20 protein-coding genes are annotated in these 23,338 nt (G+C 62.1%); 7 read left to right on the top strand and 13 right to left on the bottom strand.

The annotated features are described in order from the left end of the window. Nucleotide 1: 1 nt before the first annotated feature. The gene (gene tsaE / locus HU742_RS19880) at nt 2-469 is read right to left on the bottom strand and encodes a tRNA (adenosine(37)-N6)-threonylcarbamoyltransferase complex ATPase subunit type 1 TsaE (protein WP_186645253.1); all 468 of its coding nucleotides are present in this window, start codon (nt 467-469) and stop codon (nt 2-4) included. Further along, complete coding sequence (locus HU742_RS19875; RefSeq protein WP_186645255.1) at nt 457-1,956, bottom strand: NAD(P)H-hydrate dehydratase; 1,500 nt, start codon at nt 1,954-1,956, stop codon at nt 457-459. Before HU742_RS19875 ends, tsaE begins: the two co-directional genes overlap by 13 nt. Before the next feature lie 63 nt (nt 1,957-2,019). On the opposite strand from HU742_RS19875, the gene queG reads away from it, so the two are divergent. Then, nucleotides 2,020-3,099, top strand: a complete 1,080-nt coding sequence (gene queG / locus HU742_RS19870) for a tRNA epoxyqueuosine(34) reductase QueG (RefSeq protein ID WP_186645257.1) — start codon at nt 2,020-2,022, stop codon at nt 3,097-3,099. Here queG and HU742_RS19865 read toward each other — a convergent pair. Both HU742_RS19865 and orn read right to left on the bottom strand, forming a co-directional pair. Beyond that, the gene (locus tag HU742_RS19865) at nt 3,081-3,695 is read right to left on the bottom strand and encodes a TRIC cation channel family protein (RefSeq protein ID WP_186615643.1); all 615 of its coding nucleotides are present in this window, start codon (nt 3,693-3,695) and stop codon (nt 3,081-3,083) included. The two genes, queG and HU742_RS19865, sit on opposite strands and share 19 nt — an antisense overlap. Before the next feature lie 236 nt (nt 3,696-3,931). After that, nucleotides 3,932-4,474, bottom strand: a complete 543-nt coding sequence (orn, locus tag HU742_RS19860) for an oligoribonuclease (RefSeq protein ID WP_186638480.1) — start codon at nt 4,472-4,474, stop codon at nt 3,932-3,934. Nucleotides 4,475-4,583: 109 nt separating this feature from the next. Between orn and rsgA the strand changes: the two genes are divergently transcribed. Further along, nucleotides 4,584-5,615, top strand: coding sequence for a small ribosomal subunit biogenesis GTPase RsgA (gene rsgA, locus HU742_RS19855; protein WP_186638478.1), 1,032 nt, complete (start codon nt 4,584-4,586; stop codon nt 5,613-5,615). A 157-nt stretch (nt 5,616-5,772) separates the two neighbouring features. Here the strand turns inward: rsgA and motB are convergent, their stop codons facing one another. Next, nucleotides 5,773-6,819, bottom strand: coding sequence for a flagellar motor protein MotB (gene motB, locus HU742_RS19850; protein WP_186638468.1), 1,047 nt, complete (start codon nt 6,817-6,819; stop codon nt 5,773-5,775). Nucleotides 6,820-6,822: 3 nt separating this feature from the next. After that, on the bottom strand, nt 6,823-7,674 hold the full coding sequence (motA, locus tag HU742_RS19845; protein ID WP_186611872.1) for a flagellar motor stator protein MotA: 852 nt from the start codon (nt 7,672-7,674) through the stop codon (nt 6,823-6,825). A 167-nt stretch (nt 7,675-7,841) separates the two neighbouring features. On the opposite strand from motA, the gene HU742_RS19840 reads away from it, so the two are divergent. From HU742_RS19840 to HU742_RS19825, 4 genes are all read left to right on the top strand, one after another. Beyond that, the gene (locus tag HU742_RS19840; protein ID WP_186645259.1) at nt 7,842-9,380 is read left to right on the top strand and encodes an HDOD domain-containing protein; all 1,539 of its coding nucleotides are present in this window, start codon (nt 7,842-7,844) and stop codon (nt 9,378-9,380) included. Nucleotides 9,381-9,422: 42 nt separating this feature from the next. Beyond that, entirely contained in the window at nt 9,423-10,238 is an 816-nt protein-coding gene (locus HU742_RS19835) for a rhodanese-like domain-containing protein (protein ID WP_186645260.1), read from the top strand. Between the two features lie 19 nt (nt 10,239-10,257). Continuing rightward, the gene (gene asd, locus HU742_RS19830; protein WP_186645261.1) at nt 10,258-11,118 is read left to right on the top strand and encodes an archaetidylserine decarboxylase; all 861 of its coding nucleotides are present in this window, start codon (nt 10,258-10,260) and stop codon (nt 11,116-11,118) included. A 126-nt stretch (nt 11,119-11,244) separates the two neighbouring features. Beyond that, nucleotides 11,245-13,008, top strand: a complete 1,764-nt coding sequence (locus HU742_RS19825) for a cyclic-di-GMP receptor FimW-related protein (RefSeq protein WP_186638453.1) — start codon at nt 11,245-11,247, stop codon at nt 13,006-13,008. Between the two features lie 76 nt (nt 13,009-13,084). Here the strand turns inward: HU742_RS19825 and serB are convergent, their stop codons facing one another. Next, nucleotides 13,085-14,299 (bottom strand): phosphoserine phosphatase SerB, encoded by a 1,215-nt coding sequence (gene serB, locus HU742_RS19820; protein ID WP_186645262.1) that lies wholly within the window; start codon nt 14,297-14,299, stop codon nt 13,085-13,087. A gap of 133 nt (nt 14,300-14,432) precedes the next feature. On the opposite strand from serB, the gene HU742_RS19815 reads away from it, so the two are divergent. Continuing rightward, nucleotides 14,433-15,950 carry an AhpA/YtjB family protein gene (locus tag HU742_RS19815; protein WP_186645263.1) on the top strand — a complete coding sequence of 506 codons (1,518 nt, stop codon included), beginning with the start codon at nt 14,433-14,435 and terminating at the stop codon, nt 15,948-15,950. Between the two features lie 112 nt (nt 15,951-16,062). Here the strand turns inward: HU742_RS19815 and HU742_RS19810 are convergent, their stop codons facing one another. From HU742_RS19810 to HU742_RS19785, 6 genes are all read right to left on the bottom strand, one after another. Continuing rightward, entirely contained in the window at nt 16,063-16,767 is a 705-nt protein-coding gene (locus HU742_RS19810) for a PqiC family protein (protein WP_186638447.1), read from the bottom strand. 177 nt (nt 16,768-16,944) lie between these two features. Beyond that, nucleotides 16,945-19,209, bottom strand: coding sequence for a DNA topoisomerase IV subunit A (parC, locus tag HU742_RS19805; RefSeq protein ID WP_186638445.1), 2,265 nt, complete (start codon nt 19,207-19,209; stop codon nt 16,945-16,947). Between the two features lie 10 nt (nt 19,210-19,219). Next, nucleotides 19,220-19,741, bottom strand: coding sequence for a retropepsin-like aspartic protease family protein (locus tag HU742_RS19800; RefSeq protein WP_186645264.1), 522 nt, complete (start codon nt 19,739-19,741; stop codon nt 19,220-19,222). After that, nucleotides 19,738-20,724 carry an esterase-like activity of phytase family protein gene (locus tag HU742_RS19795; protein WP_186645265.1) on the bottom strand — a complete coding sequence of 329 codons (987 nt, stop codon included), beginning with the start codon at nt 20,722-20,724 and terminating at the stop codon, nt 19,738-19,740. Before HU742_RS19795 ends, HU742_RS19800 begins: the two co-directional genes overlap by 4 nt. Further along, nucleotides 20,724-22,628, bottom strand: coding sequence for a DNA topoisomerase IV subunit B (parE, locus tag HU742_RS19790; protein WP_186638439.1), 1,905 nt, complete (start codon nt 22,626-22,628; stop codon nt 20,724-20,726). Before parE ends, HU742_RS19795 begins: the two co-directional genes overlap by 1 nt. A 41-nt stretch (nt 22,629-22,669) precedes the next feature. Then, nucleotides 22,670-23,278, bottom strand: coding sequence for a YqiA/YcfP family alpha/beta fold hydrolase (locus HU742_RS19785; protein ID WP_186638437.1), 609 nt, complete (start codon nt 23,276-23,278; stop codon nt 22,670-22,672). Nucleotides 23,279-23,338 lie beyond the last annotated feature (60 nt).

The raw sequence follows: 23,338 nt of genomic DNA, 5'->3' as shown, positions 1-23,338 counted from the left end.
ATTAGTTTTCCAATGCCAAAGCGGCACACCACGACTCGCCACGCGAGCCCTGCGGAGACAGTTTCACCGAACGCCCGCCATTCTGCGCGCCAATGGTAATGGTCAGGTCGGGCTTTGGCAAAAAGCCTGCACCTTTCTGGGGCCATTCGATCAGGCATAAGGCGTCGTCTTCGAAATAATCACGGATACCGAGGAACTCCAATTCTTCGGGGTCCACCAGCCGATACAGGTCGAAATGGAAGGCGCGGATGTCACCGATCTCGTAGGGCTCGACCAAGGTAAACGTCGGGCTCTTGACTGACCCGACGTGGCCGAGACCGCGGATAATGCCACGGGACAAGGTGGTTTTCCCCGCGCCGAGATCCCCTTCAAGAAAAATCAGGCCGTGGCCGGCGGTGATCTGCGCGATGCGGGCACCAAATTGTGTCATGGCATGTTCGTCCGCCACGTACAGGGTTACTTCAGACACGGTGAACGCTCCTCCAACAACTGACGAATGACCGGAATCAGGTCGGTCGCCACCAATCCACGTCCCAGTTGACCGGCTTGCGCGCCGGCACTGGCGTGCAACCAGACTGCCAGGCAGGCCGCGTCGAAGCCTTCCAGGCCCTGGGCCAGCAAGGCGCCGACCACGCCGGCCAATACATCTCCCAGGCCAGCCGTGGCCATGGCCGGATGACCCTGGCGGCAAACGACCAGGCGACCGTCCGGACTCGCAATCAGGCTGCCGGCGCCCTTGAGGATCACGGTGGCTGTATATTTTTTGCTCAACGCATGGGCAGCCGCCGGACGATCGGCCTGCACCTGGACCGTGGAGATCCCCAGCAATCGCGCCGCCTCGCCCGGGTGTGGGGTGATGACGCAATGCCCGGGCAGGCTGACCGCGCCGCTGCTCAACAGGTTCAGCGCATCGGCATCCCAAACTTGCGGCAACGGCGCATTGGCCGCCGCCGACAACAGACTACGGCCCCAGGCGGCCTGGCCCAGGCCCGGCCCGACCACCAGCACGCTGGCCTGCTTGAGCAAGCCCATCAATTGGTTCGCCGAATGGGTGCCTTGCACCATGACTTCCGGCAAACGCGCCAGGACGCAGGTTACATGCTCGCTGCGCGTCGCCATGGAAATCATGCCCGCGCCGCAGCGCAGGGCGCTTTCGGCGCTCATCTGGATCGCGCCGCCGAAGCCCCGGTCGCCGCCGATCAACAACACATGACCGAACTTGCCTTTGTGGGATGTGGGCGCGCGAGGCGTCAGACGTGGCAGATTGCGCGGCAGGAGTAATAGAGCGCTGGCCGGTGCCGATTCAACGATGTCCGGGGCCGCGTGCAAGTCATTGAAAAACAACTCACCGACCCGGTCCGCCGCATCCCCCGTGAACAGGCCAAGCTTCAGGCCGATGAACGTCACGGTCAGGTCAGCTATCACCGCAGTGCCCAGCACTCGACCGGTATCGGCACACAATCCCGAGGGGATATCCACGGCGGCGACCGGCAGGCCACTGACGTTGATGGTATCGATGGCCCGCACATAAGGCTCGCGCACATCACCACTCAGCCCCGTGCCGAGCAGTGCGTCGAGCAATACACCCCGCAACTCGCATTCGTCCGTCCAGGGTTCTACTGGCACACCAACCGCCACGGCTTCGGCGTGGGCATTGGCGGCATCACCGAGCAAACGCCGGGGCTCACCCACCGCCAGCACTCGGACCGACCAGCCGGCGCGCCGGGCCAGGGTCGCGACCAGGTAGCCATCGCCGGCGTTGTTGCCATGGCCGGCCAGCACGGTCAGCTCGCTGGCCTCGGGCCAGCGCCGGACAATGGCTCGCCAGGTGGCACGGGCGGCGCGCTGCATCAATTCGAAGCCGCTGGTGCCCGCCGCGATCAGTTGTGCGTCGAGGGCCCGGACCTGCGCGGCACTGTACAGCGCGTCGGGAAAATCATCTTTAGTCTGCGGCATGCGTCTTCGGGCTCCGATGTCTGGCAGAATTATACGCATCTCAGCTCCGGTTTCTCTCGCCTCATGCCTGCCATTCCCACCGATCTTGCCACTCTCGCCCAATCCATCAAGGACTGGGGCCGCGAGCTGGGTTTCCAGCAGGTCGGCATCAGCGGCCTGGACCTCGCCGAGCATGAACAGCACCTGCAAGGCTGGCTCGAGGCCGGTTACCACGGCGAAATGGACTATATGGGCGCCCACGGCAGCAAGCGCTCGCATCCAGAAGAATTGGTACCCGGCACCTTGCGCGTGGTGTCCCTGCGCATGGATTACCTGCCGGGCGACACGCAAATGGCGCAACGGCTTGCCCAACCGGAAAAAGCCTACGTCTCGCGTTATGCATTGGGCCGCGATTACCACAAATTGATCCGTAAACGCGTGCAGCAACTGGCAGAAAAAATCCAGGCGGCCATTGGCCCCTTTGGCTATCGCGCGTTCGTCGATAGCGCGCCGGTGCTGGAAAAAGCCATCGCCGAACAGGCCGGGCTGGGCTGGATCGGCAAGAACACCTTGGTGCTGAACCGCAAGGCCGGCAGCTATTTCTTCCTGAGCGAACTGTTCGTCGATCTTCCGCTCCCGGTAGACCCGCCCCATGCCAGCGAACATTGCGGAAAATGTACCGCCTGCCTGGATATCTGTCCTACCAACGCATTCGTCGGCCCCTACATACTCGATGCACGGCGGTGCATTTCCTACCTCACTATCGAGCTGAAAAATGCCATCCCGGAGGACCTGCGGCCATTGATCGGCAATCGGGTGTTCGGCTGTGACGACTGCCAGATCGTCTGCCCGTGGAACCGCTTCGCCCGGCCGTCGGGGGAAGGCGACTTCAAGCCCCGCCACAACCTGGACAATGCTGAACTGGCCGAATTGTTCATGTGGGATGAGGACAAATTCCTCAGCAACACCGAAGGTTCGCCACTGCGCCGCGCCGGTTACGAACGCTGGCTGCGCAACCTGGCGGTGGGGCTCGGGAACGCGCCTACGACGATACCGGTAATGGAAGCGTTGAAGGCGCGACGGGACTATCCGTCAGCCTTGGTGCAGGAACATGTGGAATGGGCGTTGCGCCAGCACGCCGAGCGTCAGACTTCGTCGTTATAGACAAACTTGGGCATTTCCCAGTGGAAGCGGATTGCCAGGAGCCGCAGCAGGAAACCGCCAAACAGCGTGATGAGGATCGACTGTTCGCTGGGCAGTTGCAGGAAAACGCATAACAAATAGCACCACGCGGCGGCAAACGAGACGCTGGCATAAAGCTCACGGCGGAAGATCAGCGGGATATCGTTGCAGAAAATGTCTCGGAGGATGCCGCCGAACACTCCTGTTATTACGCCGCTGACCGACGCAACCAACATGCCGTGCCCCATCTCCAGTGCGGTCATGCAGCCAATCAAGGTGAACGCCACCAAGCCCACGGCGTCGAGCACCAGGAACAATGAGCGCAAGTGACGCATCCAGCGTGCCAGGAATACCGTCAGCATGGCCGCCGCGGTGGTCAGCACCAGGTATTCCGGATGCTTGACCCAAGTCAGCGGGTAGTGCCCCAGCAGCACGTCGCGCACCGAGCCGCCACCCAGCGCCGTGATGCAGGCGATCAGCACCACGCCGAACCAGTCCATGCCCCGTCGCCCGGCGGACAGCGCGCCGGTCATGGCTTCGGCGGTTATGGCGATCAGATACAGCATCAGCAGCATGATGGCGGTCCTTGCAGGAAGGCGCGCAGTCTAGCCAGTTTGGGCTGGCACCAAAAGAGGGCGGCGCCGCTCAACGGCTAAATCCCCTGTGGCGAGGGAGCTTGCTCCCGCTCGGCTGCGCAGCAGTCGCAAACCAGACGATTGAGTCTTCCTGGAAAACTGTTGGGGCCTGCTACGCAGGCCAGCGGGAGCAAGCTCCCTCGCCACAAAAGCAATCCCGCCAGTCGCTGGAGTGCCGGTTAGAACTTGATGAAATGCTTGCGGTAATGCTGCAACTCGGCGATGGACTCGCGAATGTCATCCAGGGCCAGGTGCGTGCTGCCTTTCTGGAAGCTGTCGCGAACTTCGGGGGCCCAGCGGGCGGCCAGCTCCTTGAGGGTCGAGACGTCCAGGTTGCGATAGTGGAAATAGCTTTCCAACGATTTCATGTGGGTATACAGGAAGCGCCGGTCCTGGCAGATGCTGTTGCCGCAGATCGGCGATTTGCCCCTCGGCACCCATTGCTCGAGGAAGGCGATGGTCCGGGCTTCCGCCTCGGCCATGCTGATCTTGCTGTCGCGCACCCGCTGGGTCAGGCCCGAGCCACCGTGCTGGCGAGTGTTCCACTCGTCCATGCCGGCCAGGATCTCGTCGCTGTGATGGATCGCAATTACCGGGCCTTCGGCCAAGGTGTTGAGATCGCTGTCGGTGACGATGGTGGCCATCTCGATGATGACGTCGGTGTCGGGGTTCAGACCGGTCATTTCCAGGTCGATCCAGATGAGGTTTTGCGGGTTTTGCATGGGAAAGCTCCTCGGCGTAGCTGCGCAGTTTAGCCTAGGCAGCCTCCGGGGCGTGCTAAACTCGCCGCCGTTTTACCCTATTCGCTGCATTTCTTCATACGGAACACCCATGGCCAAACGCCAACTCAATCGTCGTCAGAACTGGCGCATCGAAAAGATCCAGGGCGAGCGCGCCGCCCGCGCCGCCAAACGCGAGTCCAGCGCTGTCGAAGCCTTGGAAGGCGGTGACCTGGGCCCGGAACAGACCGGGCTGGTGATCGCTCACTTCGGTGTGCAGGTCGAGGTCGAGGCCAAGGAAGGCGAATTGGCCGGCCAGGTTTTTCGATGCCACTTGCGGGCCAACCTGCCAGCGCTGGTGACCGGCGACCAGGTCGTCTGGCGCGCCGGTAACCAGGGCATCGGCGTGATCGTCGCGCAATTGCCGCGCCACACCGAGCTGTGCCGTCCGGACAGCCGAGGCCAACTCAAGCCCGTGGCCGCCAACGTCGACATGATCGTGATCGTGTTCGCCCCGCTGCCCGAGCCTCATGCCAACTTGATCGACCGCTACCTGGTGGCAGCCGAGCACGCCGGCATCCGTCCGTTGCTGCTGCTCAACAAGTTCGACCTGATCGACGAACACAACGCCCCGGCGTTGAACGCGCTGCTGTCGGTCTATCGGGACCTGGGTTACCCGGTGCTGGAAGTCTCGGCTCATCACGGCAATGGCATGGAGCAGTTGCAGCAGCAACTGGACGGGCGCATCAGCGTGTTCGTCGGCCAGTCCGGCGTCGGCAAGTCTTCGCTGGTCAACAGCCTGCTGCCAGAAGTCGAAACCCGCGTCGGGCCGTTGTCCGAATTGTCTGGCCAGGGCACCCACACCACCACCACCGCGCGGCTGTTCCATTTCCCCGGTGGCGGAGAATTGATCGACTCGCCGGGTATCCGGGAATTCGGCCTGGGGCATGTCAGCCGGGCCGATGTCGAGGCCGGGTTCATCGAGTTCAACGAGCTGATCGGCACCTGCCGCTTCCGTGATTGCAAGCACGACCGCGAGCCCGGTTGCGCCCTGCTAAAGGCATTGGAAGAAGGTCGCGTGCATCAGCAACGGATGAACAGCTACCGCTCGATCATCGCCAGCCTGCCGGAAAGCAGTTACTGACCCCAGTTAGACGATCGTTCCCACGCTCTGCGTGGTAACGCATCCGGTGACGCTCTGCGTCACAAGGGACGCGGAGCGTCCTGGGCGACATTCCCACGCAGAGCGCGGGAACGATCAGACGGAAAAAAGCCGACGATGATGTCGGCTTTTTTGTGGGTCACTGCGCTGGCGGTTCCGTCGGTTTCGGTGCGGCGTCGTCGAACAGGTTCAGGCGTTCGCGCAACTCATGGGCCGGCACCGGCTGCTGGTCCGCTGGCAGCGCGTTCGGATCAGCCGCCGCACCAGGCGTCACGGGTGCAGTGGGCGCTTCACCCGGCGCGCCCTCGCTTTGAGCTGGGTCTGGCGCCGGATCGTCGGTCTGCGAACCTTCGATGGCTTTCTGCGCCTTCTTGGTCAACACCACGATATCAATACGCCGGTTGACCGGGTTGAACGGTTCCTTGCGATCGAACAGCGCCGAGGACGCGTAACCGACGACCCGCGCCACTTGCTCGTCCGGGTAGCTGCCCGCCACCAGGGCGCGCCGCGCTGCGTTGGCCCGGTTGGCCGAGAGCTCCCAGTTACCGAAGTCGCCTTTGCCAACGTACGGCTTGGCATCGGTATGACCGCTGATGCTGATCTTGTTCGGCACCGCTTTGATGGTATCGGCCATGGCCAACAGGATGTCTTCGAAATAGGGTTTCAGCCGCGCGCTGCCCGAGTCGAACATCGGCCGGTTATCGGCGTCCATGATCTGGATGCGCAGGCCGTTCGGGGTGATCTCGAAGAGGATCTGGTCCTTGAATTTCTGCAGCTCCGGGTTCTCCTCGACCTTGTTCTGCAATTCCTGCAGCAGCAACTCCAGACGCTCGCGCTCGACCTGCTCGGCCATGCCTTCGGCCTCATTGGCGTCGACGGTCGCCTTGTCGGGCTGAGGCTGCGACTTGACCTCGGGGTTGAGCGTATTTTCCGGCGCGAGGACGGGCGAGCCGCCCAGATCGATAATGTACGGCGTGCCGCTCTCGGAAAAACCGACCGGATCCTTGAAGTACCCGGCGATGGCGATCTTCTGTTCCGGGGTCGCGGTGGACAGCAGCCACAGCACCAGGAAGAACGCCATCATCGCCGTCGCGAAGTCGGCAAAGGCGATTTTCCAGGCACCGCCATGGTGTCCGCCGGCAATGCGCTTGATGCGCTTTACGATGATCGGCTGATTATTTTCCATTGCTTAGCGACCGCGAACCGCTTGTTCCAGCTCGGCGAAGCTTGGACGATGCGCCGGGTACAGGACTTTGCGACCGAACTCCACCGCCAGGGATGGCGGCATGCCCGAGGCGGAGGCCACGAGCGAAGCCTTGATGGCCTCGTAGACATTGAGCTCTTCCTTGGCGTCGTGGGCCAGGGAATGGGCCAGCGGGCCGAAAAAGCCATAGGCGGCCAGAATACCGAAGAACGTACCTACCAGCGCCGCACCTACGTGCAGGCCGATGGACGCCTGATCGCCCTCACCCAGGGAGGCCATGGTCACCACGATACCCAATACCGCCGCGACGATACCGAAACCGGGCATGCCGTCGGCGATGCCGTTGACCGCGTGCGACGGATGTTCCAAGTCTTCCTTGAGGCTGTACAGCTCCATGTCGAACAGGCCTTCGAGCTCATGGGGCGCCATGTTGCCGGACGACATGATGCGCAGGTAATCACAGATGAACGCGGTCATGCGCTCATCCTTCAGTACGGTGGGGTACTTGGCGAAAATCGGGCTGGAGGCGGCGTCTTCGATATCGCCCTCAATCGCCATCATGCCCTCACGGCGGCTTTTGTTGAGGATCTCGTAAACCAGCCCCAGCACTTCCAGGTAGAAGGTGTGGCTGAAACGCGAGCCGAACATGCTCAAGGATTTCTTGAGCACGTGCATGGTCATATAGCCAGGGTTGGCCTGCAGGAATGCGCCAAGGGCCGCACCGCCGATGATCAATACCTCGAAAGGTTGGATCAGGGCTGCGATCTTGCCATGGGAGAGCACGTATCCGCCGAGTACGCTCGCGAACACGACAATGATGCCGATAATTTTAGCCATAGGTAGAAAGTACTTATTTAAGTCGGGTTCAAGGTCATATTCGGAAGCTGAAAAATCTCTTCTTCTACTTATCGGCAAAACTGCGCCAGACTATAGCCAGTTCTGGCGAAAAGCCAATTTTGCCCCGTTCCGGGCGTTGATACCTCATGTGAAGATCGCGTCTAGTCATGGCTAACGAAACGAAGGTTCCAACTCCGCGACCCACCACGCTCGAAGGCTGGGTAAAGCTGCTCGAAGGCATCCACTTGCCGGTGCCCCTGGCCAGTCATGACCTGGTCTGCAAGGCTATTGCCGACAGCCGCCGCTCGTTGCGCGACATTGCCGAACTAATGCAGGGCAGCCCCGCCCTGGCCCTGAGTGTCATCCGCGAAGCTAACCATCACACCCACGGCACCCTGGCGGAACCGGCGGAAAATCTCGAGGTGGCCATCAACCGCCTCGGCCTCAAACGCACCGAGGAACTGCTCGCCCGCCTGCCCTCGTTGCCGGAATATGAAATTCCCGTGGCGCTGCGCCAATTGCAATTGATCAGCCAGCACGCCTCGCAACAGGCCAACGGTTTTTTCGCCAACCGCCTGGCTCGGCTGTGGCAGGACATCCATTGGGGCAGCCTGTTATTTCTCTCGCCGCTCTGGCCACTGGCCCTGACGCACCCGCGGCTGCTGGGTGAGTGGGAGTTGCGGGTGGTCCATAAAGGCGAGCCAGCCGACCGGGTCGAGCGCGAACTGTTCGGCGTCAGCCTGCTGAAAATCTGCCTCGCGCTGGTGGAGAGGTGGCACCTGCCAGCGTGGGTGATGCAGGGCTATCGTCTGTTGCTCAACGAGCGCCGCGAACTGATCAAAGTGCTGCGCATCGCACGCGACAGCGATCACCCGCTACGCCAGCAGAATCGGCTGGACGACGATCCAACCCTGCGGCGCTGGCTCAACCAGCCCGCCAATACCGTGTTGCTGGCCAACGGCCTGGCACTGGCGGCGCAACAGGCTTGGGACAGCCCGTCCAGCGCTCGTTGGCAGTACCTAACAAGCCTGTATCTGCAAATGCCAATGGATGAGCTCCAGCAGCAGCTTCATCAACAGGCTGTCACCAGCGCCCGCCAAAACGCCATGCCAGACCTCTGGCATCCCGCCGTGGCGTTGATCTGGCCCTGGGGCAGCCGCCGCGTTCACCCGGGCTTGCTCCCGGCCGCGCCGCCCAGCGCCGAAGACCTGACCCAATGGCGCAAGCAATGCGCCGCGCTGTTGGTGGAACCCAGCCCCTTCAGCAATGCCATGCATCTGACGACCTCGGCCCGCGACGCCTTGGTGGCGTGCGGAATGCGCCGGGTCATGATCTTGATGGCCGACCGCAGCCAGACCAGCGTGCGCGTGCATCAGACCGCCGGCCTACCCAAAGAGGCGGCGGCGATGAGTTTCTCCATCAGCCAGAGCAAGGTCCTGCAGCGACTGCTGGCCCAGCAGGCCCAGGTTCGCCTGAACCCGGAGAACAATGCGCAATATTCGGCTTTGCTGCCGCCGGGCCTGCGCAGCCTGTTCAAGGGCGAGCACTTGCTGTTGCGCTCACTGACCTGCAACGGCCGGGTGATCATGTTGGTCGCTGTGGACCAGGGTGGCGGGCCGTTCTCGGACGTGACCGTACAGGCCTTCGGCAAAACCTCGCAATGCATCGAAAGGGCCCTGCACAGCTTTACCAACCGTGGCCGCTGAACTTGGTACAATCTTTTCCCTTTGCGCCCCAGGAGACCTCATATGCCTGACTTCTCTGGCTTGCCGCTGGTAATCGAGCCTAACGAGCTGCTGCCGCGCCTCGATGCTGCCAATCTGATTCTGGTGGACCTGACCAGCGCCGCCCGCTATGGCACCGGACATGTTCCTGGCGCGCGCTTCGTCGACCCCAAGCGCACGCAACTGGGCCAGCCTCCCGCGCCAGGCCTGTTGCCTGCCAATGCCGAGCTGGAGGCACTGTTCGGCGAGCTCGGCCACAACCCCGATGCGATCTACGTCGTGTATGACGACGAGGGCGGCGGCTGGGCCGGGCGCTTTATCTGGCTGCTGGACGTGATTGGCCATTCGAACTATCACTACCTCGATGGCGGCTTGCTGTCCTGGCTGGACGAGGGCTTGCCAGTCTCCACTGAAGTTCCGGCGGCAGTCGCGGGCTCGGTAAGCCTGACCCTGCACGAAGCACCCACCGCCACCCGCGAATATTTGCAAAGCCGCCTGGGCGCCAGCGACCTGGCGATCTGGGATGCGCGCGGCCCGCTCGAATATTCCGGCGAAAAAGTCGTTGCGGCCAGGGGCGGACACATCCCTGGGGCAATCAACTTTGAATGGACCGCAGGCATGGACCCGGCACGCAACCTGCGTATCCGCAAGGACATGCCACAAATACTCGAACAACTGGGCATTACGCCTGACAAAGAAGTCATCACCCACTGCCAGACTCACCACCGCTCTGGCTTCACCTATCTGGTGGCCAAGGCGCTCGGTTATCCGCGAGTCAAAGGCTATGCCGGTTCCTGGGGCGAATGGGGCAACCACCCTGACACCCCCGTTGAGCTTTGAAGATTTTTAAGGACAGTTAATGAAAAACCGCTTGTTCATCCTCTCCCAGTACCTGCTGCCGCACCATTTGCTGTCGCGGCTGGCCGGCTGCATCGCCGAGTGCCGAGTGCGCTGGTTCAAGAATGCCTTCACGGCCTGGTTCGCCAAGCGCTACCAGGTGGACATGTCCCAGGCGCTGGTGGAAGACCTGACGGCTTACGAGCACTTCAATGCCTTCTTTACTCGCGCCCTGAAAGAGGGAGCGCGCCCTCAGGACGAAACCCCCGGCGCGATCCTCAGCCCTGCCGATGGCGCCGTCAGCCAGCTCGGCCCGATCGAGCATGGGCGGGTGTTCCAGGCCAAGGGCCACAGCTTCAGTGTGCTGGAGCTATTGGGCGGTGATGCGGCCAACGCGGCGCCGTTCATGGGCGGCGATTTCGCCACCATCTACCTGTCGCCCAAGGATTATCACCGCGTGCACATGCCGCTGGCCGGCACTTTGCGGGAAATGGTCTACATCCCAGGGCGGATCTTCTCGGTCAACCAGACCACTGCCGAAAACGTCCCGGAACTGTTTGCCCGTAACGAACGCGTAGCCTGCATTTTCGACACCGAACGCGGCCCGATGGCCGTGGTGCTGGTGGGTGCAATGATCGTGGCTTCTATCGAAACCGTTTGGGCCGGGCTGGTAACGCCACCCAAGCGCGAATTGAAAACCTTCCGTTACGACGAAGCCGCCCGTGCACCGATCCACTTGGAAAAAGGTGCAGAACTGGGCCGATTCAAACTGGGCTCCACCGCAATCGTGCTGTTTGGCCCGGACCAGGTGAAATGGGCCGAAGACCTGGTGGCCGGCTCGCCGGTGCAGATGGGCCAAGGCTTGGCGCTGCCCAAAGCCTGATTCATCGGCCAGGTGCGGGCGAGGCCTGTCGCTCCCACCTGGCACCCGACATCGGACGCGCCTTTTCGCACATAACTGCTAGAGTTGGAACATCCCCTTCATTTCCCGCCGGAGCCCGTCCACGGCATGAATGAGACCAGCCCTCTCCAGCTACTGCGTGTTTCGACACCGACCCAGTCGCGCCTGTCCTTTTGCGATGCCACGCCTCGCGACCTCAAGCGTTGGATTGCCAACCTGCCCAAGGCCAACATCGGCGAAACCGCCCGCCTGTTGTATCAGGCGCTCGGCGAGCTGAACCTGCTGCTCACCCCCAGCGAAAACCGCCTGCAACTGCTCGAACTGCTGCGGCCCGAGGTTTATTACGTCTGCAAGCACCTGGAGCGACACTTCCTGCAGCAGGCCATTGTGCTGGACGACCGCTCGCGCAAGATCGTCAACCTGTGCCAGGCCCTGCAGACCCATCTGGCGATGGGTTACAAGCAAATAGTCGTACGCCTCTCGCCCAAGTTCACCAAGGATCGGGCGCGCGTGCTCGCCACCGCACTGCAACGGGCGCTACATGCCCTCGACGGCAACCTGTTGCGCGCCGGCCAGCTGTACAGCCCGGTGCCCGAGGGACTTTGGCTTGATTTGCACCAGCTGTACCGGATTGCCTGCCAGCACAAGTTGCAACACCTGAGCGTCAGCGATGAGCTTGCCAGCCAGGTTCATCAGTTGAACGCCGAACAGACCTACGTCGTCGCCCTGCTGCTAGGCGCCTCGCGCAGCAATCAGTTGCGCCAGAGCCAGATCGCGCGACTGGCCGAGGTACTGGAATCGTGGAGCCAGTGGGTCAAGCTGGACCCGCCCGCCAGCGCCGCCACCAGCCTTTTCGCCGTCGCACCGCAACTGGATGTCGGACCGCGGTATCGCTCCAAATTCCGCGCCGAGCAGCAACCTAGCCTGCAAGGTTTCGATCTTGAGCCGTTGGTACGCGCGATTACCACCCATCTGGCGCACCCTGTCGAATCATCGCTGCCAGTACCCGCCGGCATGAGTGCCGACACCCTGCACCACCTGCAAGCCGCCTGGGGCGAGGCCGTCGAACGCAGCTTCCAGCGCACCGAGGGCAACGGAACGCTGACGTTGTGCGTGGGCATGAGCGCGCTGCACTACTACCTTGGAGGCGAGCGCTCCTTCAGCGAAATCCTGAAGAATCCAGCGACGCGCAAGGCCCGGTTCGAGGCCTCGCCGACCACAAAAAACGACACTTGGAGCCAGGCCTTCGACGCCGCGCCAGCCGGTGACAGCGAGCTGCTGCCCTACGAAGAAATCGAGTACCCGGTCAATCCGGCCGATGACGACAGCACCAGCTCCGACAATCAGCATCACTTTCCAACCTACGACCTGCCAATCATCAATCACAGCCCGGGCGGTTACTGCCTTGGCTGGCCGAAAGAGGTGCCGGAACAATTGCAGGCCGGGGAGATGGTCGGCATTCGTGACGCCAACGACCAGACCTGGAGCATCGCCGTGGTGCGCTGGATCCGCCAGGTACGCAATGGCGCCATGCAGATGGGCATCGAGCTGGTCGCACCCCACGCCCAGCCTTGCGGGTTGCAACTGATCCGCGAACAGAGCGACCAGGGACATTACCTGCGAGGATTGTTACTGCCCGAAATCAGCGCCATCGACCTGCCGCCCACCGTTATTGCCCCGCGCCTGCCTTTCCAGGAAGGCCAGCAAGTATTGATCAATACCGACGGGCAGGCACGTCGTGCCGGCCTGGATCGCCGGGTCACCAGCACCCACAGCTTCAACCAGTTTGCCTACCGCCAGGAGGATTCGGGCACGGCCGGGGATGGCGGCGCGCAAGAAGGGGATTTCGATTCGTTGTGGAAGTCGCTCTAGAAAGCGACCAGTTCCCGTGGCGAGGGAGCTTGCGCCCTCGCCACAAGAGCGTATGCCCTGGAAATTGATGCAGGGCTCAAACCTGCCCGTCGCGGTCCCTGAAGCCCAGCAGATACAACACCCCATCCAACCCCAAGGTTGAAATCGCCTGCCTGGCCGACTGCTTGACCAGCGGCTTGGCCCGGAACGCCACGCCGAGCCCGGCGATGGCCAGCATCGGCAGATCGTTGGCTCCGTCGCCTACGGCGATGGTCTGCTCCAGGCGCAGGCCCTCTTTGGCGGCCAGTTCACGCAGCAGATCCGCCTTGCGCTGGGCATCGACGATCGGCTCGACCGCCACGCCGGTCACCTTGCCGTCCACCACTTCCAGCTCGTTGGCGAACACGTAGTCGATACCGAGCTTGGCCTGCAATTGCTTGGCAAAATACGCGAAGCCGCCCGACAGAATCGCGGTCTTGTAGCCCAGTCGCTTGAGTTCGGCAAACAGGGTTTCGGCGCCTTCGGTCAGGCGCAGGGAAGCGCCGATGGAATCCAGCACGCTCACATCCAGGCCTTGCAGCAGCGCCAGGCGCTCCTTGAAGCTGGCCCGGAAATCCAGCTCGCCAGCCATGGCCCGCTCAGTGATGGCCGACACCTTGTCGCCGACGCCGGCAGCCTTGGCCAACTCGTCGATCACTTCGGCTTCGATCAGTGTCGAGTCCATGTCGAACACCGCCAGGCGGCGGTTACGGCGAAACAGCGAATCTTCCTGGAACGCGATATCGACGTTCAGCTCCTGGGCCACGCTGAGGAACTCAGCACGCAACGCCTGGGGATCGGCAGGTTCGCCGCGCACGGAAAATTCGATGCAGCCCTTGCCTTGGTCGGCCGGGGTATCGAGCGGCATGCGCCCGGACAGCCGATCGATGTGATCGATGTTCAGGCCATATTTCGCCGTGATCGAACTGACGCGCTGCAATTGCTCGGCGGTGACCTTGCGAGTCAACAGCGTCACGATGTGCCGTTTCTTGCCCTGCCCGGCCACCCAGTTTTGGTAATCGGCTTCCGATACCGGAGTGAACCGTACCTGCTGGTCAAGCTTGTAGGCGGTAAACAGGATGTCCTTGAGCACCGACTTGCCCTGCTCGGTGTCCGGGATTTCAACCAGGATGCCGAACGACAGCGTGTCGTGGATCACCGCCTGTCCAATGTCGAGAATGTTCACACCACCCTGGGCCAGAACGCCGGTAATGGCCGCAGTCAGACCCGGACGGTCGCTGCCAGTGATGTTTATCAGGACAATTTCGCGCAAGGCGCACCCCCGCAGGTGGAAAAAAACCGCATTCTACCCACATTCAGTGACCATCGGGCACCGCCAGTGCTTTGCCGGTCATGGGGCTATCGCTATACTGCGCGTCAATTTCACGGACAAAGAGCCGAGCTCAGTGAACCGGCCCACGCCAGTCAAAACCGACAATTTCTTTCTGCTGATCTTCCGTGCACTGCGCCATCGTCGCGTGCCGATTGCATTACGCATTGCCAGCCATAACGTGATCCTGGTCGCCCTGGCCCTGGTCATCTATGCCTGCGTGATGGGTTTGCAGTTCAAGCAGGCCATGCACGAGCAGGCTGATGCCTTGGGCGAAAGCCTGACCACCCAGACCGCCACGTCCGCCACCGAGTTGCTGGTGTCCAACGACATCCTCAGCCTCAACGTGCTGCTCAACAACCTGACCAAGAACAAACTGGTCGCCCACGCCGCCATCTACAGCGTGGACAATCGCATCCTGGCGGAGGCCGGCCAGCGTCCCAAGCCGGGCCTGCTGGGTGAAACCGGTGGCATGTACCAGAGCAAGATCACGTTCCAGGATGTGACCGCCGGGCAACTGCGCATCAGCCTGGACATGGATCAGTTCCAGCAACCGATGACCATCAGCCTGCAGAGCATGGGCATTCTCAGCGCGATATTGTTGGCACTGGCACTGGCCTTGAGCCTGCGCCTGGGACGGCATATTTCCACGCCGCTGCTGCAATTGCGCGTCTGGCTGCGGGACATCGACGAACACACACCCGCCACCCAGCGCCAGGACGAAATTGGCGACCTGGCCCGGCAACTTCACGCCAGTTTCGCGCCGGAGCCTGAGCCCGTGCCTGAGCCCGAAGACATCGACTACGTCGATGAGGACGATGCCGAGCCGGAATTTGAAGTGCGCAACCTGCGGGACCCGGGCTTTGACGAAAGTGCGCCGATGCCTGCTTCCCGCCCTGTGCCGCGTCATGTGGTGCGTACGGTTGAAGACGATGAAGACGACGATGCCTTCGCCGACTTGCGAGATGAAACGGTCGCCGACGCGCCTCAACCGATCGCCCGCCCTGTCGCCTCGAACCTGCCGCAGCACAGCGCCGTACTAGCCGTTCAACTGGGCGCCCAGGATCAATTGCGACGCCTGCCCCAGGCCCGCCTGAAGGAACTGCTCGAACGTTATCGCGACTGCCTCGACCAGGCGGCATCACTTTATCAGGGCGAACTGCACACCTTGAACGACGGCAGCACATTGATGCTGTTCCACGCCGAAGACAGCGGCGACGACTACCTGACCAACGCCATTTGCTGCGGTGAATTGCTGCGGGCATTGGGTCATCAGTTGCAGATCGAGGTTGCCGACAGTGGCATTACCCTGCAATTGCAATTAGGCCTGACCCTCGGCGACAGCCTGCTCGGCCTGAGCCAGATCGATCTGCTGTTGACCGAAACAGCCCAGGACGCACTGGCCCTCTCCCAACACAGCCGCAACCTGCTGCTGGTGGAGCGCAAGATCAACGACGACGCCCTGATCCGCCAGCGCGCGCGTATCCGTCCCATCGCCAGTCCCGAAGGCGCCTGCTGTGTAGAGCGATTGATGGAGCCGTATCCGTCGATGCTGGAGCGGCAATTGGCGCGGATGCATGAGCGCCAGGCCTGAGCCTCGGCATCTGAAATAACGAAGCCCGCTGGCGAGTGATCGCCAGCGGGCTTTTCATATAAACAACAAAGCCCGCATCAATGCGGGCTTTGCCCTGTATCCGGTCCGGCTATCAGAACCTGAACACTTCCATGTCCGTACGAATCGGCAAGGCCATGGGAATCTTGTCCTTTTCCTTTTCAACCGGTTTTGCTGGGGCGGGAGCAGCCTTGCGTGGGACCTCTGCGATAGGCGGCTGGTTGGCCAGCGGCTTGAGCGACACGGACAATTGCTCGGCCAGGCGCTGCAAGAGCACGCCTTGTGCCTGGACCTGCGCAGCGGTGGAGCCCGCGTGCTGCTCTTGCAGATGAACAATGCGGTTTTCGCGAACCTTGCCGCGACGGTCGATCAGTCGCCACTGGGCATCGAGGACCGCTGGCTGGGATTCGCCTGAGTCCAGCCGGGTAATTGACAGCAGGACCTGAACATCCGGGGAGAATCCCTGGGTGGCCGGGGCCAGCACTACGCGCTGACTGTCCAAATGGCCCGCAACCTGGCGCAGCAACAACTGATCGATGTCGGAAGACAAGCTGCCAGCCCAGCGTCCATCCGTGGCGGCTTGCAGGCTGCCGTCTGGCTGGCGTTGCAACAGGGTTTCACGCTGAAGGTAGTCGGCAATCAGCACCGGGCCGAGCAATACGGCCATGCCTGTGCTTTGCGCAGGCTGGGCTGGGGTACCGCTGTCCAGTTGGTACAAGGACACCGGCTGATTCATGCTGCAGCCCGCCAGGCCAAGCAGGCCGGCGAGCCACAAAATAGGAAGGCGCAGAACAGTCATCGTCTCGTCCAGGTGGCGGCCACAAGGCTTACCACAGTGAAAAATACTCGGTCATATGAAGAACGCCCGGCCACGCCGGCGCTTGAAAGGGCCTATCATCCGTGAATATGCGTCCCGACTCCAGCGCCAAAGTTCCGATCTGCGGGTTTTAATCGCAGATCGAGGCCTCTAGCACGCTTAATTGAGGTTTTCGACGAGCAGCGCATCCACCCTCTGAAAACCCCTCGGAAGCTTGTTGCCCCGCCGACCGCGTTCACCCTTGTAATGCTCAAGATCGTCCGCTTTCAAAGATAGCGTCCGCTTTCCTGCCTGAAGCACAAGCGTGGCACCCTCGGGTATCACTGCAATATCCGTGACATATTCCTCGCGACTCGCCACCCGTTCGCCGGAAATACCGATAATCTTGTTGCCTTTGCCTTTCCCCAGCTGTGGCAGGTCGCTTATCTTGAACACCAGCAACCGACCCTCGGTCGTCACCGAGGCCAGCCAATTGTTCTCGCGGTCGGTGACCGGGCGCGGCGCAATGACCTTGGCGTTGTTCGGCAGGCTCAACAACGCCTTGCCCGCCTTGTTCTTGGCTTGCAGGTCCTCACCCTTGACGACGAACCCGTAACCGGCGTCCGACGCGATAACGTACAGCCCGTCATCATCAGGCATCAGCACGCATTCAAAAGTTGCACCCGGCGGAGGAGTTAATCGTCCGGTCAGCGGTTCGCCCTGGCCGCGAGCCGAAGGCAAGGTATGGGCCGGCACCGAATAACTGCGCCCGGTTGAATCGATGAACACCGCGAACTGGTTGGAACGTCCCGGCGCCAAGGCCTTGAAGTTGTCCCCAGCCTTGTAGGAAAGCCCGGCAGCGTCGATGTCGTGCCCCTTGGCGGAGCGCACCCAACCTTTTTCCGACAGCACAACCGTCACTTTCTCGTTCGGCAACAGATCATGTTCGGTCAGTGCCTTGGCTTCGGCGCGCTCGACGATAGGCGAGCGGCGGTCGTCACCGTAGGTTTCGGCGTCCTTGAGCAGTTCGGTGCGTACCAGTTTCTTGAGCTTGGCTTCGCTGCCCAGCAGGGCTTGCAGCTTCGCCTGCTCCTTGAGCAATTCATCCTGCTCGGCGCGCAACTTCATTTCTTCCAGGCGCGCCAACTGCCGCAGGCGGGTATCGAGAATGTAGTCGGCCTGGATTTCGCTCAGGGCGAAACGGGCGATCAGGCTGGCCTTGGGGTGCTCCTCGGTACGGATGATGTGGATCACTTCATCCAGGTTGAGGTAGGCAATCAGCAAACCGTCCAACAGGTGCAGGCGGCGCTCTACTTTGTCCAGGCGGAATTGCAAGCGCCGGCGCACGGTCTTGACCCGGAACTCCAGCCATTCCACCAGCAAGGCCCGCAGGTTTTTCAACTGCGGCTTGCCGTCCAGGCCGATGATGTTGATGTTGACCCGGTAGCTGGACTCCAGGTCAGTGCTGGCGAACAGGTGCTGCATCAGCGCATCGTGGTCGACCCGGCTATTGACCGGAATGATCACCAGGCGACACGGGTTCTCGTGGTCGGACTCGTCACGCAGGTCAGCAACTTGCGGCGCCTTCGATGGCTTTGCCTGCATCATCGCGGCAATCTGTTCCATCACCTTGGCACCGGAAACCTGATGCGGCAGCGACGTGACAATGATGTCGCCGTCTTCGATGTGATAAACGGCACGCATGCGCACCGAACCACGGCCGGTCTCGTAGATTTTCAGTAGATCGGCGCGGGGAGTGATGATTTCCGCTTCGGTCGGGTAGTCCGGGCCTTGGATATGCTCGCAGAGCTGCTCCACCGTGGCTTTCGGCTCGTCCAGCAGACGCACGCACGCCGTGGCCACTTCCCGCAGGTTGTGCGGCGGCACGTCAGTGGCCATGCCCACGGCGATACCGGTGGTGCCATTGAGAAGAATATTCGGCAAACGTGCCGGCAACACCAGGGGTTCGTCGAGGGTACCGTCGAAGTTCGGCCCCCAGTCCGCAGTGCCCTGGCCCAGTTCGCTGAGCAGCACTTCGGAATAACGCGACAGCCGCGCCTCCGTGTAACGCATGGCCGCGAACGACTTGGGATCGTCCGGCGCACCCCAGTTGCCCTGCCCGTCCACCAAGGTGTAGCGATAGCTGAACGGCTGGGCCATCAACACCATGGCTTCGTAGCAAGCCGAATCGCCGTGGGGGTGGAATTTACCGAGCACGTCACCGACGGTCCGTGCCGACTTCTTGTGCTTGGAGTCAGCGTCCAGCCCCAACTCACTCATGGCGTAGATGATCCGCCGCTGAACCGGCTTGAGACCGTCGCCGATGTGCGGCAAGGCGCGGTCCATGATCACGTACATGGAGTAATTGAGGTAGGCATTTTCGGTGAAGTCAGCCAGCGACCGGCGTTCTACGCCGTCTAAGCTGTCTGCAAGAATGTCGCTCATGCGGGCCTCATCAGTTCGTTGTCTGGCGCAACAGCATGGTGCCGTCGCGCTGGGTAAATTCAAGTTTGTTCAGGGCGCTCATGCCCAGTAGCACCTGCGTGCCACCCAGGCCTGGCGCCACCAGGGCGCGGACATCGCGCAAGACGATGTCGCCCAATTGCAGCCGGTCGATGCGGGTGCGATAACCTTCGCTCAAACCGTTGGCGGTGCTCAATGTCACGCCAAAACCTTTTTCCAGCTTCAGCCGCTCGGCCAGTTCCTGCGGGACCGCCACATCGGTGGCCCCGGTGTCGAGCATGAAATCCACCGGCTGGCCGTTGATCTGGCCGCTGGCGACGAAATGCCCCTGTTTATTGCCGACCAGCTTCACCTCGATAAATCCTTCGCCCTTTTGCGAATACACCTCTGTGTTGGGATTGTGCTCGCGCTGCTCCCACTGGGCGAAAAACCGCGTCGCCAGAAACAGCGCCGCGCACCAAGCCACGATCATCAGCACCCGGCCGGCGCGCTTGCCCGGCGGTTGCTGGCTCATGGCGTGGCGCTCCAACCACCCGTCGGTGCGGAAAAACGCCAGACGATCGGCCGCGTTTCGCCGTCGGCGCGCTTGCCATTATTGTTATCCAGGCCGATCCACGCGCCACCAGCGTCCACGACCAGCGCTTCGGCCAGGCCGAAGGGTTGTGGATAAAGACGCTTATCCTGCAGCGCCTCAGCGGCGAATGACCAGCAGCGCTCGACCTTGGCGGTCTGCGGGTCACGCCGGCAGACCTGATAGGCGTTTCGCTCCAGGGTAAACAGCTTGCCGTCGAACAATGACAGGTCGGCGAAATCCCGCGACACCGCCTTCGGCTTGAAAAACTGCTCGGGCTGCATTTCCTTTCCCGCTTCGCTCAGCAACACACAATTGCCATCGCAATCCCATACCGTCTGCTGACGCTTGATCAATAACAGCCCCCGACGCTCGCGTTCGGCCGCCAGCCATAGCTGGTCACCGGCGGGGTTCACGGCCAGGCCTTCGAACAGTGCGTTGAAATGCAATAGCATACCGCTGCCCCGGGCCTGACGGATCAAGGTCGGGGCGATTTTCAGCCAGGACGCCGCCCCAGTTGGCGGCACGAGCAGCACGGCGGCATGGGACTCGCTGACCACGTAGCGATTGCCGGCGCTGTCGCAACTGACGCCTTCGAAATCCAACTCGCCACCGCGCAGAAACGACGCCGCCCACGTCCGCGAGCTCAAGCCCCAGGGCAAACCGCTGTCCGGCACCCGCGGCACTTCGATAGCCACCGCTTCAGCCTGCCAAACCGGCGCATCGTCGGGGTTGAGGCGGTAGATTTGGTCATCGTCGCGATCGGACACGGTCCACATCTCGCTGCCGCACAGCGCAAGCCCGGACAGGTTGCCGCCGCGCAGGCCATCGACGACGTGCTCGGACACCAGCTTCAATTCCGGCGCGGGCCCTGCAACTACCACCCCCGCCCACAGCAACAATCCCAGGGCGAACCCGTTGCGCATCAGGCCAGGACCTCGGCCAAGTCCCCTTTGGATTCGAGCCAGGACTTGCGGTCGCCGGCGCGTTTCTTCGCCAGCAACATATCCATCATTTCCGAGGTCGCCTCGAAGTCATCCAAGGTCAACTGCACCAGGCGGCGGGTGTTCGGGTCCATGGTGGTTTCACGCAACTGCGGCGGGTTCATTTCGCCCAGGCCCTTGAATCGGGTGACCTGCGGCTTGCCACGTTTCTTCTCGGCCACCAGGCGATCGAGGATGCCGTCGCGCTCGGCTTCGTCCAGGGCGTAGTAGATTTCCTTGCCCAGGTCGATGCGATACAGCGGCGGCATCGCCACGTAGACGTGACCGGCGTCCACCAGCGGGCGGAAATGCTGGACGAACAGGGCACACAGCAATGTGGCGATGTGCAAGCCGTCGGAGTCGGCGTCGGCGAGGATGCAGATCTTGCCGTAGCGCAACTGGCTCATGTCCGCGGCGCCCGGATCGACGCCAATGGCCACCGCGATGTTATGCACTTCCTGGCTGGCCAGCACTTCGCTGCCGTCCACTTCCCAGGTGTTGAGGATCTTGCCCCGCAGCGGCAGGATCGCCTGGAACTCCTTGTCCCGCGCTTGCTTGGCCGAACCGCCGGCGGAGTCACCTTCCACCAGGAACAGCTCGGAACGCATCGGGTCCTGCCCGGCGCAATCGGCGAGCTTGCCCGGCAATGCCGGCCCCTGGGTGATGCGCTTGCGCTCGACCTTCTTGCTGGCCTTGAGACGACGTCCGGCGTTGTTGATCGCCAGCTCCGCCAGGGCCAGGCCGGTCTCAGGATTGGCGTTGAGCCACAGGCTGAACGCGTCCTTGACCACGCCGGAAACAAACGCCGCCGCCTCGCGGGACGACAGGCGCTCCTTGGTCTGGCCGGAAAATTGCGGTTCCTGCATCTTCATCGACAAGACGAAGGCGATGCGTTCCCAGACATCTTCCGGCGCCAGCTTCACGCCGCGAGGCAGCAGGTTGCGGAACTCGCAGAACTCGCGCATGGCATCGAGCAAGCCCTGGCGCAAGCCATTGACGTGGGTGCCGCCCTGGGCCGTGGGGATCAGGTTGACGTAGCTTTCCTGGACGCTTTCGCCGCCTTCGGGCAGCCACAACAGCGCCCAGTCCACCGCCTCCTTGTTACCGGCCAGACTGCCACAGAACGGCTCGTCGGGCAGGCGCTCGAAACCGCTGACCGCGTCCACCAAGTAGGAGCGCAGGCCGTCTTCGTAATGCCATTCGACTTTCTCGCCGGTGGCCTTGTCCTCGAAACTGACCAGCAGCCCCGGGCACAACACGGCCTTGGCCTTGAGCACATGCTTGAGGCGGCTGACAGAAAACTTCGGCGAATCGAAATACTTCGGGTCCGGAGCGAAATACACGCTGGTCCCGGTGTTGCGCTTGCCGACGGTACCGATCACTTCCAGCTCGGTGGCCTTGTAGCCGTCGGCGAAGGTCATCTGGTATTCATTACCGTCACGCTTGACCCGCACCCGCACCTGGGTCGACAAGGCGTTGACCACGGAGATACCCACCCCGTGCAAACCGCCGGAGAACTGATAGTTCTTGTTGGAAAACTTGCCGCCGGCGTGGAGCTTGGTGAGGATCAGCTCGACGCCCGACACACCCTCTTCAGGGTGAATGTCCACCGGCATGCCGCGACCGTCATCGCTGACTTCCAGGGAGTGATCGGCGTGCAGGATGACCTGCACCGACTTCGCATGCCCGGCCAAGGCTTCGTCGACACTGTTGTCGATGACTTCCTGGGCGAGGTGGTTCGGCCGACTGGTGTCGGTGTACATGCCGGGGCGCTTGCGCACCGGGTCGAGGCCCGAGAGGACTTCGATGGCGTCTGCGTTATAAGAGCTAGCGCTGGGAGTGGCCATGGGGTCTCGTCGTCAGTGTTCAATGAAAAAGGGGCGATGGCTCACAGCGACGTGAAGTCGATCGCCTGGTACAAATCGGCGCCAATGCCGGCAAAACTCAACAGTGCCGGCAACTGCTGGGCAAACCCTTGGAAACTGTGGTCGCCGCCGGCCTGGATGCGCAAGGCGCAGGCGCGGTAATACTGCTGGGCGTGGCGATAATCCAGCGTTTCGTCACCGGTTTGCAACCATACCTGAAACCGCTGCGGATCCCGGGGCGCCGGCACTTCCAGCTCGGCCAGGGCCGTCACGTGGTCGTGGGTCAATTCCCAGGTTTCGTCGGTGTATAAATTCTTCTGCGTGCCCAGGTAGCCGTCGAACATCCGATGCGGGCTCACGGCAGGATTGACCAGCAGGGCTTTGAGCCCGTGGCGCTCGGCCAAGTGAGTCGCATAGTAGCCGCCGAGCGAGCTGCCGACCAGCAGCGGCCGCTCCAGTTCTGCAATCGCCTGTTCCAGCTGACCGATGGCTTGGCGGGGGTGGTGGTGCAAGGCGGGCACCCGCAACTGGTTGCTCAGGCCCAGGCGTGCCATCACGTCGACCAGTTGGCAGGCTTTGGTCGATGCTGGGGCGCTGTTGAAGCCGTGGATATAAAGGATCGAACCCGACATTGCCGACTCCCTGGGTGTTGGGCAAAGGCCGGAGTTTACAGGGAGTTTGTGGAGGTTTGG

It is taken from the genome of Pseudomonas marvdashtae (assembly GCF_014268655.2).
Taxonomy (GTDB): domain Bacteria; phylum Pseudomonadota; class Gammaproteobacteria; order Pseudomonadales; family Pseudomonadaceae; genus Aquipseudomonas; species Aquipseudomonas marvdashtae.
This window is presented reverse-complemented; position numbering and strand designations above follow the sequence as displayed.